Source organism: Paenibacillus sp. FSL F4-0097 (genome assembly GCF_038593125.1).
GTDB lineage: Bacteria > Bacillota > Bacilli > Paenibacillales > Paenibacillaceae > Paenibacillus_AQ > Paenibacillus_AQ odorifer.
Genome location: NZ_CP151965.1, coordinates 4,137,819 through 4,155,142, shown reverse-complemented (window position 1 = coordinate 4,155,142; position 17,324 = coordinate 4,137,819). Strand labels below are relative to the sequence as shown.

The 17,324-nt window shown below is 45.2% G+C and carries 13 protein-coding genes; 12 read left to right on the top strand and 1 reads right to left on the bottom strand.

Annotated elements, in window-relative coordinates; genetic code table 11:
* Window positions 1–167 precede the first annotated feature (167 nt).
* The 12 genes from pnp (at window position 168) to MHH86_RS18490 (ending at window position 15,813) form a co-directional block, all read left to right on the top strand.
* Window positions 168–2,270: a polyribonucleotide nucleotidyltransferase gene (gene pnp / locus MHH86_RS18545; RefSeq protein WP_036688453.1), complete on the top strand. Its 2,103-nt coding sequence runs from the start codon at window positions 168–170 to the stop codon at window positions 2,268–2,270.
* A gap of 235 nt (window positions 2,271–2,505) precedes the next feature.
* On the top strand, window positions 2,506–3,489 hold the full coding sequence (locus MHH86_RS18540; protein ID WP_340940485.1) for a polysaccharide deacetylase family protein: 984 nt from the start codon (window positions 2,506–2,508) through the stop codon (window positions 3,487–3,489).
* A gap of 78 nt (window positions 3,490–3,567) precedes the next feature.
* Entirely contained in the window at window positions 3,568–4,836 is a 1,269-nt protein-coding gene (locus tag MHH86_RS18535; protein ID WP_036688449.1) for a pitrilysin family protein, read from the top strand.
* Window positions 4,811–5,257, top strand: a complete 447-nt coding sequence (gene dut / locus MHH86_RS18530; RefSeq protein ID WP_170914171.1) for a dUTP diphosphatase — start codon at window positions 4,811–4,813, stop codon at window positions 5,255–5,257. Before MHH86_RS18535 ends, dut begins: the two co-directional genes overlap by 26 nt.
* Before the next feature lie 568 nt (window positions 5,258–5,825).
* A complete protein-coding gene (gene dpsA, locus MHH86_RS18525; protein ID WP_036688445.1) occupies window positions 5,826–6,722 on the top strand; it encodes a dipicolinate synthase subunit DpsA in 897 nt (298 codons plus the stop codon).
* Between the two features lies 1 nt (window position 6,723).
* On the top strand, window positions 6,724–7,320 hold the full coding sequence (locus tag MHH86_RS18520) for a dipicolinate synthase subunit B (RefSeq protein ID WP_036688443.1): 597 nt from the start codon (window positions 6,724–6,726) through the stop codon (window positions 7,318–7,320).
* A 260-nt stretch (window positions 7,321–7,580) separates the two neighbouring features.
* Window positions 7,581–8,804, top strand: a complete 1,224-nt coding sequence (dapG, locus tag MHH86_RS18515) for an aspartate kinase (RefSeq protein WP_036688442.1) — start codon at window positions 7,581–7,583, stop codon at window positions 8,802–8,804.
* Window positions 8,805–8,820: 16 nt separating this feature from the next.
* Complete coding sequence (dapA, locus tag MHH86_RS18510; protein WP_340940484.1) at window positions 8,821–9,696, top strand: 4-hydroxy-tetrahydrodipicolinate synthase; 876 nt, start codon at window positions 8,821–8,823, stop codon at window positions 9,694–9,696.
* 508 nt (window positions 9,697–10,204) lie between these two features.
* A complete protein-coding gene (locus MHH86_RS18505) occupies window positions 10,205–11,884 on the top strand; it encodes a ribonuclease J (RefSeq protein WP_036688436.1) in 1,680 nt (559 codons plus the stop codon).
* A gap of 213 nt (window positions 11,885–12,097) precedes the next feature.
* Window positions 12,098–12,865 (top strand): ATP-dependent Clp protease proteolytic subunit, encoded by a 768-nt coding sequence (locus MHH86_RS18500; protein WP_076100398.1) that lies wholly within the window; start codon window positions 12,098–12,100, stop codon window positions 12,863–12,865.
* Window positions 12,862–13,074 carry a YlzJ-like family protein gene (locus MHH86_RS18495; RefSeq protein WP_038571911.1) on the top strand — a complete coding sequence of 71 codons (213 nt, stop codon included), beginning with the start codon at window positions 12,862–12,864 and terminating at the stop codon, window positions 13,072–13,074. Before MHH86_RS18500 ends, MHH86_RS18495 begins: the two co-directional genes overlap by 4 nt.
* 78 nt (window positions 13,075–13,152) lie before the next feature.
* Window positions 13,153–15,813 carry a DNA translocase FtsK gene (locus MHH86_RS18490; protein WP_076100401.1) on the top strand — a complete coding sequence of 887 codons (2,661 nt, stop codon included), beginning with the start codon at window positions 13,153–13,155 and terminating at the stop codon, window positions 15,811–15,813.
* Window positions 15,814–15,903: 90 nt separating this feature from the next.
* On the opposite strand, the gene MHH86_RS18485 is transcribed toward MHH86_RS18490, so the two are convergent.
* Window positions 15,904–17,322 (bottom strand): ABC transporter substrate-binding protein, encoded by a 1,419-nt coding sequence (locus MHH86_RS18485; protein ID WP_340940480.1) that lies wholly within the window; start codon window positions 17,320–17,322, stop codon window positions 15,904–15,906.
* Window positions 17,323–17,324: the final 2 nt, after the last annotated feature.

Below are 17,324 nucleotides of genomic sequence, written 5' to 3'. Positions count from 1 at the left end.
ATTCGCAAAAACGGCGGCTTTACTTTTCAGTAAGGCCCAGCCGTTTCTTCTTATATGCATACAGAATAGGTAGCCTCCCTTTGGGACAAGCCTTTCCAATTCATTTAGATCGATATGTGAACCTGCTATTTTAGACTGCGGGTCTACTACTATTCAAGGAGGTATTTATGGAAAAACGTGTAGAAATGCAGCTGGGTGGAAGACGCCTTGTGCTGGAAACGGGCCGCCTGGCTAAACAAGCAAATGCAGCTGTTATGGTGCGTTACGGGGATACTTCGGTATTATGTACCGTTACGGCTTCGAAAGAGCCTAAGGATCTGGATTTTTTCCCGCTTACAGTCAACTATGAGGAAAGATTATATGCGGTAGGTAAAATTCCTGGCGGATTTATTAAACGGGAAGGTAGACCGAGTGAGAAAGCGATTCTGTCAAGCCGTTTGACAGACCGTCCAATCAGACCACTGTTCCCTGAAGGATTTCGTAACGATGTTCAGGTGTTGAACATGGTAATGAGTGTGGATCAGGACTGCGCACCAGATATTGCTGCTATGATCGGTACTTCAGCTGCACTTAGTATTTCCGATGTGCCTTTTGATGGACCAATCGGCGGCGTTGCTGTAGGTCGGATTAATGGAGAGTTTGTGATCAATCCGGATATGTCTCAGCAAGCAATCAGTGATGTTTATGTAGTGGTTGCTGGAACGAAGGATGCAATCATGATGGTTGAAGCAGAAGCGAACGAAGTGACGGAAGATGTGATGCTCGAAGCGATTATGTTCGGTCATGATGAAATCCGCAAGATCGTTGCAACCATTGAAGAACTGGTTAAAGTGGCTGGTAAAGAAAAAATGGCTGTGAAGCTGCATACAGTGAATGCTGACGTGAATACTGAGGTCCGTGCATTTGCTGAGGCTCGTCTGGTGGAAGCCGTTAAAATAGCTGAAAAACATGCGCGTCAGGAAGCGATTGATGTCGTTAATGATGAAGCGGTTGCGTATTTCGTAGAGAAGTACATAGAAGCACCGGAGCTTCTGAAAGATGTTAAAGAAGTCCTACATGATATCGTGAAGGATGAAGTAAGACGTCTAATCACACATGATAAGGTTCGTCCAGATGGACGTAAACTTGATGAAATCCGTCCGATTGAATGTGATACAAGTCTGTTACCGCGTACACACGGTTCCGGTCTGTTTACACGTGGACAAACACAAATCCTTAGCGTTTGTACCCTTGGAGCACTAGGTGATGTGCAAATTCTCGACGGAATCGATCCTACTGAAACGAAACGTTTCATGCACCATTACAACTTCCCACCGTTCAGCGTAGGGGAAGCTCGTCCGCTTAGAGCACCAGGACGCCGTGAAATCGGTCATGGAGCACTTGGAGAACGTGCATTATCCAAGGTTATACCTAGTGAAACTGAATTCCCGTACACGATTCGTCTAGTATCAGAAGCGATTGAATCTAACGGTTCTACTTCCCAGGCAAGTATCTGTGCCAGCATTCTGGCTATGATGGACGCTGGTGTGCCAATCAAAGCACCGGTAGCCGGAGTAGCAATGGGTCTGATCAAAGACGGAGAGCATGTCTCCATCCTGACGGATATTCAAGGTATGGAAGATCACCTCGGAGATATGGACTTCAAGGTAGCTGGTACAGCAGAAGGTGTTACAGCTATTCAAATGGACATTAAGATTGCCGGTATCGACCGCAACATTCTTCAGGATGCACTTCAGCAGGCTAAAGAAGGCCGTCTGTTCATCTTGGACAAAATGAATGAAGCGATCTCTGCGCCAAGACCTAATCTGTCCAAATATGCTCCGAAAATTATTATTATCAACATCAATCCGGACAAAATCCGTGATGTTATCGGTGCTGGTGGTAAGATTATCAATAAAATTATTGAAGAAACCGGCGTAAAAATCGACATCGAACAAGATGGCCGTGTCTTTATCGGTTCTTCAGATGAAGAGATGATCCAAAAGGCACGTTCGATTATCGAAGGACTAGTGCGTGAAGTACAAGTCGGAGAAATCTATGTGGGTACAGTTAGACGTATTGAGAAATTCGGAGCATTTGTTGAACTAATTCCGGGTAAAGACGGATTGGTACACATTTCCCAATTATCCACTGAGCGCGTAGCTAAGGTTGAAGATGTTGTAGCTGTCGGGGATACAATTACCGTTAAAGTTACCGAAATCGACCAACAAGGCCGGGTTAACCTGTCGCGTAAAGCGGTATTGACTTCGGAAACTGGAGCTAAAGCTTAAGTTTCAATTGTAGAGGTACCTTTTCTAAAGTACCTAATAGCATAATAAAAGGAGACAGAAGCGATTGCGTTCTGGCTCTTTTTTTATATGAAATAAAGTAAAGTGCATCACTATCACGCCTCTTGCCTCTGTTCTTATGACATAAATTCCTCTCTTGTCTCATAGATTGGGACAAAGTGTCTTTGTATTCGTGTGGAACGGACTACAAGTCGTTTCTGCCGGGGAGGAAGTCGTCATGAAGACGGAAAAAGTGGCTTTAGTGATTGCTTGTATTGCGATCGTGATAGGAATTGGCAGCACTCAGGGACCGGTAAAGGACATGCTTGCGCAATTGAAGCCGCAGGATGACCTAGCTGTGTGGAAGGATATTTCTAAGCCGGAGAACAATGATCTTCGGACACGGATTGAGACCGCCGCAGCCAAACTTAATGCCCCTCCAGTGAATGCCGTGGTTGATCGGGTATGGAAGGCGATTCCGGGTTATAACGGACTTGAGATTGATGTAGAGAGTACATATCGGAATGCTCTTTTGGCGCCAAAAGAACCTATAAAATTTATGTATCGGCAGATTGAACCACAGATATCACTGAATCAACTGGGAGCTGAACCCATATATCGTGGGAATCCGGCCAAACCGATGGTATCGTTGATGATTAATGTGGCGTGGGGAAATGAGTACATTGTGCCAATGTTGGATGTTTTGGATGAAGAGAACGTTAAAGTTACGTTTTTTCTGGATGGGAGCTGGCTGAGTAAAAATCCGGAGCTGGCTAAAGAAATGCTAAAACGTGGTCATGAGATGGAGAATCATGCTTATACCCACCCTAATATGAGTACTTTAAGTCGTGCGCGAGCTACTGTAGAAATTGAGAAGACACAAAAGCTGTTAAAGGAATCGCTTGGAGTCACTAATAAATGGTTCGCACCCCCTTCTGGTGATTTCGATCAGGAGACAGTAGAAATTGCCAGCAGTTTAGGGCTCAAGACCGTACTATGGACCGTGGATACCGTGGATTGGCGTAATCCTTCTCCTGAATCTGTAGTTGCCAAAATCACAAGCAAAGCGGAACCAGGCACTCTAGTCTTAATGCATCCCACAGCCTCATCCTCCAAAGCTCTGAGGGCCATGATACGTGGAATCAAAGCAAAAGGGTTGCAGTTAGGTACAGTTAGTCAAACGCTCTCAGCAGAGCGGCTGATCCCCTCTAATGTTGAGTGAGAGCTGTATTTCTGGTAGGATTATAGGCACGTGTAATTAAATTAGATAGAACATGGCTATTTGCCAGGAGGACTTGAAGTGGAAAAAATAGTGTTATCCAATGGTTTACGAGTGGTAATGGAGAAAATCCCGACTGGCCGGTCCGTTTCTTTCGGAATCTGGGTAAAGACAGGCTCTCGGAATGAACACCCTGGAAACAACGGGATATCCCATTTTGTAGAACATATGCTTTTTAAAGGTACGGATCGGTACAGCGCCAAGGATATTGCTGAGCAGTTTGACGCCATCGGGGGCAATGTAAATGCGTTTACCTCAAAGGAATATACATGTTATTATGCTAAAGTACTGGATGAGCATCTGCCCATCGCTGTAGATGTATTAGCGGATATGTTCTTCCGTTCACGGATGGACGCTGAAGAGCTGGAGAAAGAAAAGAATGTCATCCTTGAGGAAATCTCCATGTGCGAAGACACGCCGGATGATCTTGTACATGATTTGATGTGTGCTGCTGCCTACAAGGACCATCCGCTAGCGTATTCCATCCTTGGCTTGAAGGAACGGCTGATGGAGATGAAGCCGGATGATCTTCGGGCGTATATGAAGGAACAATACACGATTGAGAATACGGTTATAAGTGTAGCCGGCAACATTAGTGATGGATTGATCGAACTGCTGGAACAGCATTTTGGTTCTTTTGATAATCATGGTACAAGTGCGCCGCTGACTCCACCAGATTACTATGGAGAACTCTTATTTCACCGCAAGAAAACAGAGCAGAATCACATCTGTCTTTCCTTGCCTGGCGTACGTTCTGGCGATCCCTTGCAATATGCTATGGTGCTGATCAATAATGCCGTAGGCGGAGGGATGAGCTCCCGTATGTTCCAGGAAATTCGTGAAAAACGCGGATTAGCTTATTCGGTGTATTCCTATCACAGCTCCCAGGCAGATTCTGGTCTGTTTACGGTCTATGCCGGTACAGCGCCCAAGCAAACAAAAGATGTCATGGAGTTAATCAAGGAAATGATGTACGAACTTGCTACCAACGGCCTCAGTGAAGATGAGCTGAGAAAAGGCAAGGAGCAGCTTAAAGGCAGTCTCATTCTTAGTCTCGAAAGCACTAGCAGCCGAATGAACCGTATCGGAAAAAATGAACTTATGCTCGGAAGACATAATACATTGGACGATATGATCGCCAAAATTCAGCTAGTGACGATGGACAATATCAACAGTGTGCTGGACCATATGTTCGCGGAGCCGCTTTCTTTAGCGATGGTAGGCTCATCAGATAAAGCTATTGCAAATGTTAGGAGAGATGATCTTGTCTTATTACGTACAAATCAATAAACTTACTGGAAACGAGGATGTAAATCTTCCTTGTAAAATGTCGGAGCAAGCTTCCGGTTATGATCTTTATGCTGCAGTTGCGGGTGAAATTGTACTTGCACCAGGAGAGCGTGCTTTAATTCCAACAGGGATTTCACTGGCTATGCCAGAGGGGCTTGAAGCGCAGATCCGTCCGCGTAGTGGACTGGCCTTGAAGCACGGGATTACCTGCTTGAATACACCTGGAACTATAGACGCTGATTACCGCGGAGAGATCAAAGTACTCTTGATCAATCTGGGGCAGGAGCCGTTTGCTATCGCTCGCAATGAGCGGATTGCCCAAATGGTATTTCAAGCTGTTCCAGTGGTTAATTTGGTGGAAGTGGAAGAGTTGTCCGAAACACAACGCGGAGCCGGAGGCTTTGGTCATACTGGCAAATAAGATTGTTGATATAATTCATTTAAAAAGCTTACGAATTCATGCCCAAGGCATGATTCGTGAGCTTTTTTTGTTATGCAGAGTTAATTATCAAAAACATTATTTTCTTCGATTGTTATGCAGATAGCATTTTATAAAGTGCTATCTGCTACTCCAACTACATCCGATTTCCCCATCGAATAAACTCAGCATTTTCATTGGCGCTCTGCCACAACTCTAACCCTACCGTCAAATTAAAAACGAAGCCCCTATCGGACCTCAGCGCTCTTATTAACAACAAATCTTCTTAATTTGGCTGTTTTCGGACCCCAGTGTCACTATTGGATCAAAAACACCTGATATCGAACCTGTTTATGTCGAATAAGAGCTCTCCAGTCCGAAACTCCTCCTAAAAGACAAAAAATACACAAATAGTTGCATCTCGGTCCGTAACTCATCAGCCGTAAGCCATCTGCTCATCAGCCATCAGCCATGCGTGCCGGGGATTTCATTTCCGCTCTTCACCCATTAACTATGCCCAGCATAAGATGCTTTATAGTCGATAGTGTATGTTGAAAGGAGCGTCATCCCTATGCTTACTGGCGTCAGGATCGTGTTCCTGGGCGGGGACGCGAGACAGCTTGAAGTGATTCGGAAATGTGTGGAATTGGATGCGACGGTAAGCGCTGCCGGGTTCGATAAGTGGGAGACCCCTAGCCCAGGGGTGAGCCTGGAACAATTGACGGTAGAGCTGCTAAGTAATGCAGATGTATTAGTGTTGCCTACGGTAGGCTGTGATGATGAAGGAAATATTAGTGCTCTATTTTCTTCTGAGCGTTTAACGATTCTGGAGGAGCATTTCACTGCGCTGCCATCCGATTGTTTAGTGTATACCGGTATGGCTAAAAGTTACTTGCGCGGGATGTGTACCAAGCACTCACTAAAGTTAATCGAACTGCTTAATCGTGATGATGTGGCTATTTACAACTCTATCCCGACAGCGGAGGGAGCGCTGGTAATGGCCATTCAGAACACGGATTTTACGATTCACAGCTCGAAATCAATGGTGCTTGGTTTAGGTAGAACTGGATTTACAATGGCTCGAAGTCTACAGGGACTGGGGGCTAGTGTAAAGGTTGGTGTCAGAAAACAAGAACATTATGCACGTGCTGAGGAAATGGGCTGGAAGCCTTTTATGACCAGTGAGCTGCTGCTTCACGTACCGGATGTGGATCTTATATTTAATACGATACCAAGTATGATCATCACCGCTCAGGTGCTCTCGCGGCTTGCGCCGCATTGCGTAATTATTGATCTGGCATCTGCACCAGGCGGTTGTGACTTTCGTTATGCTGAAAAACGTGGGATTAAGGCGATGCTGGCTCCAGGACTCCCTGGCATTGTAGCTCCAAAAAGCGCTGGGATTATTATGGCAAATGCGCTGGTACAGTCGATTTCGGACGAGGCTTTAATCAAGGGGGACGAATAAAATGGATTGGCACGGAAAAACAGTAGGGTATGCGATCACTGGATCTCATTGCACTTTTGCTGAGGTAATGCCACAAATTCAGCGCTTCGTAGACGGGGGAGCAAACGTAGTACCTATAGTTTCAGCATCTGTACTAGGAACAGACACCCGCTTTGGGACATCGCAAAATTGGTTAAAACAGTTGAAAGATATAACAGGGAATGATATCATTTCTACAATTGTTGAAGCGGAGCCGCTGGGTCCTTCCAAGCTGCTGGATGTGCTGACAATAGCACCTTGCACAGGAAATACAACGAGTAAACTGGCTAATGCCATGACGGATAGTCCCGTGCTAATGGCCGCTAAATCGCAGATGCGCAACGGACGTCCACTAGTTCTAGCGATATCTACAAATGATGGATTGGGCCTAAATGCCGCAAATATTGCTAAGCTTCTGGTGGCTAAACATATTTATTTTGTACCATTCGGTCAAGATAACCCTGAGGGTAAACCTAACTCGCTCGTGGCACGCATGGATCTTATCCCGGAAGCTTGCTATGCCGCTTTGCAAGGTAAACAACTACAGCCGATGATCATCGAACGGTTTCATTCAGCATAGAAAATTAACAGAGCTCGGCTGATTTTGTTGTGGACAATAAAAGGGGAGATGCACCAAATGAGCAATGAGAAGTGCCAAGATAACGTAGTGGAAACAGCTAAGTTCATTGCTATCAAAAAAATATAAGCAATATTGCTACCGTCCTCAGGTTCGAGGGCGGTACAGCCATTTAACAACTTACTTAACGAATAAGCTCACGTACCGTAATCTTTTCACGAATGATTAGTGTGTTTGCTTTGATAATAATGGGGGAATTATACATGGGTATTCTGGTACAAAAATTCGGAGGAACATCGCTATCCACACCGCAAGCTAGAGAACACGTAATCCGCAATGTCAAAAGAGAGCTGGCAAGTGGCTACAGTCTTGTTATTGTTGTATCGGCCATGGGCCGTCGCGGAGAGCCTTACGCAACAGACACTTTGCTGGATTGGGCCGTGCAGAACGGAGATGCACTTCCTGACCGGGAAAAAGATCTCCTGATGTGCTGCGGTGAAATTATTTCAGCTACTACTCTATGTGGGCTGTTGGAGAATGAAGGTATCGCTTCTACAGTATTAACGGGAGCTCAGGCAGGATTTCTGACAGACAGCAACTATGGCAATGCCAGAATTCTGGATGTACGTCCGGAACGCATTCTCCGTGAGCTGCGTGAGGATAAAGTGGTTATTGTTACCGGGTTCCAGGGCCAGACTGAAGCGGGTGATTTAACAACTTTAGGCCGTGGCGGTAGTGATACCTCTGCTACAGCACTTGGTGCTGCTCTTCATGCTGATATGGTGGATATTTATACGGATGTTAACGGGATACTTACAGCTGATCCACGGATCGTTGAAGATGCTAAGCCATTAACTTACGTTAGTTATACTGAAATTTGCAATATGGCTCATCAGGGAGCAAAAGTCATTCATCCACGTGCGGTTGAGATTGCTATGCAGGCACAGATTCCAGTTCGTGTTCGTTCAACCTTTTCAGAAGCTGAAGGTACGCTGGTTACGAATCCAGAAGGATTTAACGATATCCAAGCAGGGGGTATTGTGGATCGATTCGTTACAGGGATTGCTTATGTCAGCAATGTTACACAGATTTCTGTAGAATGCCCGGACGGTAACGGAACCGGAGTGCAATTGCAAATCTTTAAGAGTATGGCAGATAACGGGATAAGCGTTGATTTTATTAATGTAACACCTACGGAAGCTCTTTATACGGTTTTTGATGACAAATCAGAGAAGGCTATTTCTGCTCTGCAACAGCTGGGTTTGCGACCTAAGAGTTTATCGGGTTGTGCCAAAGTTTCTGTTATCGGGGGCGGAATTAACGGTGTGCCTGGTATTATGGCGCGCATCGTTGAGGCGCTTAGCTCGCAAAACATTCAAATTCTACAATCCGCGGATTCGAATACAACGATATGGGTGCTTGTGAAAAAAGAAGATATGGTGCAGTCCTTGCGTTCGCTGCATGCTATGTTTGAATTGCACCGCTGACAGGGAGGAATTCAAAGTGGATTTCGGAAGATTAATAACAGCCATGGTAACCCCTTTTGATGGGGATGGAGAAATCAACTGGGATGTAACTTCACAGCTTGTCGATTATTTAATTGAGGTACAGAAATCAGAGGCTTTGGTTGTCTGCGGAACGACAGGGGAATCGCCTACGTTAAGCGATGAGGAAAAGCTGCAGCTGTTTTCTTTTGTGCTGGAAAAGGCGAATGGACGTTGTAAAGTTATTGCTGGAACTGGCAGCAATAACACGAAACATTCCATTCATCTGACGAAGGAAGCAGAGAAAATAGGTGTAGATGGAGTGCTTTTGGTCGTTCCTTATTATAATAAACCGAATCAGGAAGGTCTTTATCAGCATTTTTCCACGATTGCTTCAGAGACTTCATTACCAGTGATTCTATATAATGTTCCAGGTCGAACAGGTGTAAGTATGAGCGTGGCCACTACCCTGCGACTTGCTGAGATTCCGAACATCATTGCTACGAAAGAATGCGCGTCTGTGGATCAGGTAACACTTATTGCCTCTGCTTGTTCAGATGATTTCCGTGTATATACAGGTGATGATGCCTCGGGTCTTGCCAGTCTGGCTGTTGGTGGATACGGAATTATAAGTGTATCTAGCCATGTGGTTGGTGCGCAGATGTCAGAAATGATTTACGCTTATTCCTCCGGCAATGTTCAGCTTGCTGGAGAGATTCATCGCCAGCTGTTCCCGATTTTTAAAGGAATGTTTGAATGCCCACAACCGCTGCCCAATCCATCAGCAGTAAAATATGCTTTAGGACTCAAGGGGATCCCTGTGGGCGGAGTCAGATTGCCACTTATTTCGCCAACGGAAGCGGAAGCGGCTTTTATTGAAGGTCTATTTCACTAAGAATTAATCATTGATGATGAACGTTCTAAACCGGCTACTCTATTGGGGGAGCCGGTTTTTGCATTTATATTTTTTTTCTGAAATATTGAGGCGAATTTAAGGAAAGAATTTGGATACGAGGCGGATGACTTGTCTTTTGCCAAAAAAATCATGTATAATGATCTTAAGTGACTGGGTGCGGTTAAAATTAAATATGCGGTAATCTTCCGTCAATGTAATACATTGTGAGACAGGATAGGTCCCAAGATGAGTCTGTTTAAATAAATGACATGTCTTCGCGCGAGGGGCGCGACGGTGAATTTTGACGGCGTTTGTCCGCTTCAATATGAACTTTACTGCCCGGAATCGGGAGCTTTCGCATTGCGCATTTTACAGATTTCAGGAATTTCCTTGTTGATTGGAAGTTATTAGCTGTTTGAAGAATGTGTTCAGCGCCGCTGAAATAATCGAAGTTCGATATTTACCAATAAAAGTATGACGTCCAACATCATAGGAGGGTTAGATTCATTTGTCCAAAAAAAACAACAACGATAAATTGACGATTTTCGCATTGGGCGGAGTCGGAGAAATCGGGAAAAACATGTATGTTATTCAATACGGAGCTGACATTGTAGTCGTGGATTCGGGACTCAAGTTTCCGGAAGAGGATATGCTCGGTATTGACATCGTAATTCCTGATATCTCGTATTTGACAGAGAACCGTGACAAGGTAAGAGGTATTGTGCTTACTCACGGACACGAGGATCACATCGGTGGTCTGCCTTATGTCCTGAAGAATTTGAATGTTCCAGTCTATGGAACAAGATTAACTTTAGGCCTTGTAGAGAACAAATTGAAGGAAGCGAACCTGCTGGGTGACACCAAACGGATTCTGATCAACGAAGATTCAGAAATTCAATTGGGGAACTCACTTAAGGTAACTTTCTTTAGAACCAATCACAGCATTCCTGATTCCGTGGGTGTATGCATTGAGACTCCGGAAGGAAATGTTGTTCATACGGGCGATTTCAAATTTGACCACACCCCAGTCAACGGTCAATTTGCAAATCTGCATCGGATGGCAGAGATTGGCCAAAAGGGCGTGCTTGCTCTTTTGTCGGATAGTACGAATGCTGAGAAACCAGGCTTTACCCCTTCTGAGAAGAATGTCGGTATTGTGCTGGAAGATATTTTCCGCAAAGCTGAGCAACGTGTCGTTGTAGCAACTTTTGCTTCCAATGTGCACCGTATTCAGCAAGTGGTTAATGCAGCAGAATCCACGGGTCGTAAGATTACAGTAATTGGCCGTAGTATGGTTAACGTTGTATCCATCGCTTCTGAGCTTGGGTATCTGAACGTACCTGACGGTATGCTGATCGAACCAGAAGAAATGAATAGAATGGCAGCTAATCGTGTCGTTGTTCTTTGCACAGGCAGCCAAGGCGAGCCAATGTCTGCATTGACACGTATGGCGCGTTCCAGTCATCGTAAAGTAGATATCCTGCCAGGCGATACCGTTATTATTGCGGCAACACCTGTACCAGGTAATGAGAAATATGTAGGCCGTACCATCGATGAATTGTTCCGTCTTGGCGCTGATGTGATTTACAGCGGTTCCAACTCCGGCGTTCACGTATCCGGTCACGGTAGCCAAGAAGAACTTAAGCTTATGCTCAACCTCATGAAGCCGAAATTCTTCATTCCGATCCACGGTGAATTCCGCATGCAACGCAAACATGCTTTGCTGGCAGAATCCGTTGGCGTAGATCCACAGAACATTTTCATCACTGAAATCGGTGAAATTGTTGAGATCCAAGGCGGTGCCGCTCGTAAAGCTGGTAAAGTAACGGCTGGTAACGTATTGATTGACGGACTAGGTGTAGGCGATGTGGGTAACATTGTATTGCGTGACCGTAAGCTGCTGTCTCAAGACGGTATCTTGGTTGTCGTGGTTACACTTAGCAAACAGAATGGTGCCATTGTTTCTGGACCTGACATCATTTCACGTGGTTTCGTTTATGTTCGGGAGTCCGAAGGACTGCTCGACGAAGCTAACCGAATTGTATCCAGTACATTGCAACGCCTGATGAGTGAAAAAGTAAATGAGTGGGCGTCCCTTAAAACAAGCGTAAAAGATTCGCTGGGCCGTTTCTTATATGAACAAACGCGCCGCAGACCGATGATTTTGCCAATTATCATGGAAGTGTAAGGAGAGTTTCTCCTTCAAAGAATATATAGCTAGGGCTGAGCCCCTTTTCCCCGGAAATATTGGACGGTTTCCTCGGGAGAAGGGGTTTTTGCATGTCATAATTACTTCATAAGCTGAAAATTGCATAAGGCAGCACCCTGAAATGTCATACTAAGGATTGTTAGTAAGGCAACAGCAGACTAGAGCTGCATATGACAAGGGAGAGCTGCGAAGATGAACTACATCGAAGGATCACATGGAGCAAAAAATGAGGAAGTTGTCCCAGGAGAAACTAATCCGAATCCTAATGAAAATATGCCGCCCACTGCAATGGGAGCGATTAAGGAGCTTGGACAAACGGTAGTCCCAAGTGGAGAGCCTGATATTTTTTGCTTAACGATTATTGGTCAGATTGAAGGACATATTGTAATGCCTCCACAGAACAAAACAACAAAGTATGAGCATATCATTCCACAGCTGGTGGCTGCTGAGCAGAATAAAAACATCAAAGGTCTGCTTATCATTTTAAATACGGTAGGTGGAGATGTAGAAGCGGGATTAGCAATCGCGGAAATGATTGCATCCCTCTCCAAGCCAACGGTAACCGTGGTCATTGGAGGCGGGCATAGTATCGGGGTGCCGATTGCAGTTTCCTCCACTTATTCGATTATTGCCGAAAGTGCAACGATGACGATTCATCCGATTCGTATGAATGGTTTAGTGATCGGAGTGCCGCAAACGTTCGAGTATATGGAGAAAATGCAGGAACGTGTCGTTAAATTTGTGACTTCCCATTCGCGTATTTCTGAAGAACAGTTCCGTGATCTCATGTTTAAGACAGGTGAGCTCAATCGTGATATCGGGACGGCTGTGGGGGGCTTGGATGCCGTTAAATATGGCCTTATGGATGAGGTCGGCGGGATCGGAGCGGCTCTAGCGCATCTCAACCGAATGATCGGCGGGGATTTCTCTGCATCGACTCCAGGAGGGATTACGCAATGACACTGTACACAGTAGTTGCAATGGAACAGGTGTGGGAGGGGGCATTTAACAATTATGCAACAACCCGAGAAGTGAGTGTGCAGGGCATGCTGATGCAGGTTGAACCGATGGAGGAAGGGCGTGCGCGGATCGTGAGATTATTGGATTGTCCACTGAACCGTTATCTAGATCCGGCGTTCTCTCCAGGTTCGATAATTACAATAACATAAAGATTCAATTTCTGACAAAAGAGAACATAGGTACGCCACGCCATTATATGGTATAATGTTGTTCCGGGGGTGGCTGGCGTGGCTAAACGAAAAAAGAAGAAGAAAAAAGCGCTGCTCGGCAGCGTTTTAAAATATGAAATATATGGAATTTTATTAATAACTATTTCCGTCATTGCACTGTCTGGTGAAGCAGCCGTAGGGCGCTCACTTTCAAGTATGGCGGGTTACTTATTAGGGAGATTTTATTTTGTGTTGCCGCTTGTCGGCATTTTTTATGGACTCATGGTTATGATCCATCGAAGATGGCCTTCCTCGTGGAACAGCAGGCATACTGGCGTGCTTCTGCTTCTGTTGTCAATGTGCCTTATGAGCACAATATCTGCAATGGAGCAGAAGCTTGGCCCGTTGTCTTTGTTACATCCTGGCAATGTAATGACACAAATACATAATGATCTTTCGGGATCACTTTCACCTGGCTCGAACGACAGCAATGTCTATATGCTGGGTAAGGATATAAGCGGAGGTTACATCGGCGGGTTGGAGTATGCAGCGCTGTTATGGCTTTTTGGCAGTCTGGGCGCTAAGCTGCTTATGATCGTCATGCTGGCGATCAGCTTTATGCTAATTACCAACTTGTCATATGTGGAGATTTTTACGCTTTTGCGAGTGCGCTCGGTTAAGTTTGTGGAGGGGATTCGTCTCCATGCTGCAAATCGCCCGAAGGCGGTCCCAGTAGCGGCGAGACCATCTAGAGCCGCTGCTCCAGCTAAAGCTCGGCAGGTGAAGCAGCCTGTCTATGATGACGAGGATGAAGAAGACGAAGACGATCGGTATCTGCCTAATCGCAAACAACCCGTCCTTTTGAAAAAAATATCTGGCTGGTTCTCAGGCTCCACGCGTTCACAGGTGGAAGCAGATCCTGAGGATGACGATCAGGGTCCAATTGTGACAAGTGCTTCGAGCGGTCCGATTATTTCGGGATTAACACCAGATAGCCGTGTAATTCCATTAGAGGATATCGATCATGATTTTGACGATGCGGATCTGGATATTGAACCTGTGACGCCTATTATTCGAGATTTCTTTGAACATATCCGTTCAGAAGGTTTAAACGAAGAAGATCGGGAAGAGTGGAGTGAATTCTCACCCGCAGCTCGTGGTGAAGCAGCTAAACCTGCTGTAGCCGGAGCTAATGCCGTTAAGCAGCAGGCTACGGATGAGTCTGAGGAGAATGTAAGTATTGACTTGGAAGGCCTGCTAGGTGCTTCTCCAGATGGAGAGATTATTCCCGCTCCTCCAGCACCACCGCCACCGAAGCCATATAAGCTGCCATCGTTCCGTCTTTTAGCCAAACCTAACAATGGTGGCAAAGCTGGAGATCAGAATGATTATATGCAGACAGCCCGTAAATTAGAAGCAACACTTGAAAGCTTTGGGGTACGAGCTAAAGTGCTGGAGGTAGTAAGAGGCCCAGCTGTTACAAGATATGAGATACAACCGGATATTGGGGTTAAGGTTAGCCGTATTGTAAATCTGACGGATGACATTGCCCTTGCACTTGCAGCCAAAGACATTCGGATGGAAGCACCGATTCCGGGTAAATCTGCGATCGGGATAGAAGTTCCGAACTCTGAAGTGTCTATTGTTACCATGCGCGAAGTTATGGAAACACAGATTTTTCAGGAGGCTGAATCCAGATTATCGATTGCTTTTGGCCGTGATATTTCCGGCCAGACCATTATCGGCAATCTGGCTAAGATGCCCCATTTATTGGTGGCCGGTGCAACTGGCTCCGGTAAATCAGTCTGTATCAACGGGATTATAACAAGCATCTTATACAAAGCTAAACCTGATGAGGTCAAATTCCTCATGGTCGATCCTAAGATGGTCGAGCTGAATGTGTATAACGGAATTCCCCATCTTTTGGCTCCGGTTGTCACAGATCCAAAGCGGGCAAGCCTAGCCTTGAAGAAGATCGTAGTCGAAATGGAGAAGCGTTATGAGCTATTCTCCAAATCGGGAACACGGAATATGGAAGGTTATAATAAGCTAATGGCTGAGAATCCAGCGGCTATTCTACCGTATATCGTTGTTATTGTGGACGAGCTTGCGGATTTGATGATGGTTGCAGCCAATGATGTTGAGGATGCGATTTGCCGACTTGCACAAATGGCGCGGGCGGCAGGGATTCATCTAATTATCGCTACACAACGTCCTTCAGTAGATGTCATCACAGGTTTAATTAAAGCTAATATTCCATCCCGGATCGCTTTTGGCGTATCGTCCAATGTGGATTCACGTACCATTCTGGATATGCCCGGTGCAGAGAAGTTGTTAGGCCGAGGTGATATGTTGTTCTTACCAATGGGCGCATCTAAGCCTATTCGTGTACAGGGAGCTTTTATGAGTGACCAAGAAGTAGAGACTATTGTTCAATATGTCAGCAGTCAAGGTGAAGCCGAATACGATGAGTCCATCGTTCCTGAAGTGGATGATACAATCACTGAGGATCAGGAGCCACAGGATGAATTATACGAGCAAGCCGTACAAATTGTACTAGAGGCTAAGCAGGCTTCAGTGTCGCTGCTGCAGCGTCGTATGCGGGTCGGTTATACCCGTGCAGCCCGGTTGATTGACTCTATGGAGGCTCGTGGGGTCATCGGTCCTTACGAGGGCAGCAAGCCGCGTGAGGTGCTGATGTCACTTGAGCAATATCAGCATAACAAGATCAGCTCCTAAGCTGTAGAAGCCCGTTGAAACCTTCAATAGACAGTAAAAGAGATGGCCACTTTATGAAGTGGACCATCTCTTTTTTTGTATCCTGAGTACTTATTTGACTCTTGGCGCAGCAAGCAAAGCTTCAACAATATAATCCAGTTGCACATTTAGAGAATAGATATCACTGTAATAACCTAAGCCAAAATCGATCTCCATCAAACGGCCTTCTTTCACGGCAGGGATATTGTTCCAAATTGGGTTTTGGGTCAGATCAGCCATACCATCATAAGAGGAGCGGAAGATATAGTCACCACTGTATTTGCCAAGGACTTCAAAGGATACGGATTCCCCATCCGCACCAGTCGCCGTATCTATTTCCTGTTGAATGATGTCCGGCGCCTTCATGCCTAAATATTCATAAATGATTTGTGAACCACGTCCGAATTGTTTGCTCGCTACAACAGCCATGCTGTTGTCTTTTCCACCTTCCATGATGGATATTGTGTGATCAAGAATACCAGCTTCTTGCAGCTTTTGTTTGCTGTCCTCAACTTTTTTATGGAAATCAGTAAATAATTCTTTTGCTTGATCTTCTTTGCCTACGACTTGTCCAATAAAGGACACCCGTTCTTCTGTTGACATTTTTTCATACGGAACTAAGACTGTTGGCGCAATTTGGTGAAGGGCTTCATAAGTTTCCTCTGACGGCACAATGATAAGATCGGGATTAAGAGCAAGGATTGCTTCAGGGCTAGCCTCAAACCAGGTGCCAAGCTTTTGCACATCTTTTAGCTCATCTTCAAATGCTGCACCCTCGGATACATCGGATACACCTATAGGTTTAATGCCGAGAGCCAGTACATCACCGAGCAAATAAAGAACTACAACTCTTTGTGGACTAGCGGGAACGGCAATGTCTCCTTTAACTGTGGAAATTATCCGGGTTTGTGCTTCGACAGCAGCTTTGTCTGTATTTGCCCCTGTACTTGTTTCTGCTGAGGGGGTGGGTTTCCCATTGCTTGATGCATTTGAATTTGTGGTTCCCGTGGAACAAGCGCTTAACACTATGGTAAAGCATAATAACAGGGTGAGCAGTAATGATGGTTTGGCATTTCTAAACATTGGTAATTCCCCTTCTCCGTTATATTGATAATGATTATCATAATCAATATAACGGAGAGGTTGTGTTCGGGCAATGTCAATTTGTGCACCTTGAGATGGCATATCACGCCAACTGGAGTGGGTGATAACTTTATTTTTGTATCGGACAGGGGAGATTCCGTAATATTTTTTAAACATTTTTCCTAGATAATAGCCATCAGGATAACCTACTGCAATTGCGATGTCATGCAAGCTAGCCTCTGTGTTCAGGAGCAATATTTTCGATTTTTCCATGCGGATGTTGATTAAGTACTGAGCAGGGCTAGTCTGCAGCTGTGTTCTGAATAATCTGGATAATGTTCTAGGGCTGCTGTTTACCGCTTTAGCTAATTTTTCAAGAGAGAAGGTTTCCTTATAATAAGTCTGCATAT

Bases quoted from the DNA above. Each gene is read 5' to 3' on its own strand.
- pnp (WP_036688453.1), top strand. From the start codon at position 168: ATGGAAAAACGTGTAGAAATGCAGCTGGGTGGAAGACGCCTTGTGCTG.
- MHH86_RS18540 (WP_340940485.1), top strand. From the start codon at position 2,506: ATGAAGACGGAAAAAGTGGCTTTAGTGATTGCTTGTATTGCGATCGTG.
- dpsA (WP_036688445.1), top strand. From the start codon at position 5,826: ATGCTTACTGGCGTCAGGATCGTGTTCCTGGGCGGGGACGCGAGACAG.
- MHH86_RS18520 (WP_036688443.1), top strand. From the start codon at position 6,724: ATGGATTGGCACGGAAAAACAGTAGGGTATGCGATCACTGGATCTCAT.
- dapG (WP_036688442.1), top strand. From the start codon at position 7,581: ATGGGTATTCTGGTACAAAAATTCGGAGGAACATCGCTATCCACACCG.
- MHH86_RS18500 (WP_076100398.1), top strand. From the start codon at position 12,098: ATGAACTACATCGAAGGATCACATGGAGCAAAAAATGAGGAAGTTGTC.
- MHH86_RS18495 (WP_038571911.1), top strand. From the start codon at position 12,862: ATGACACTGTACACAGTAGTTGCAATGGAACAGGTGTGGGAGGGGGCA.
- MHH86_RS18485 (WP_340940480.1), bottom strand. From the start codon at position 17,322: ATGCAGACTTATTATAAGGAAACCTTCTCTCTTGAAAAATTAGCTAAA.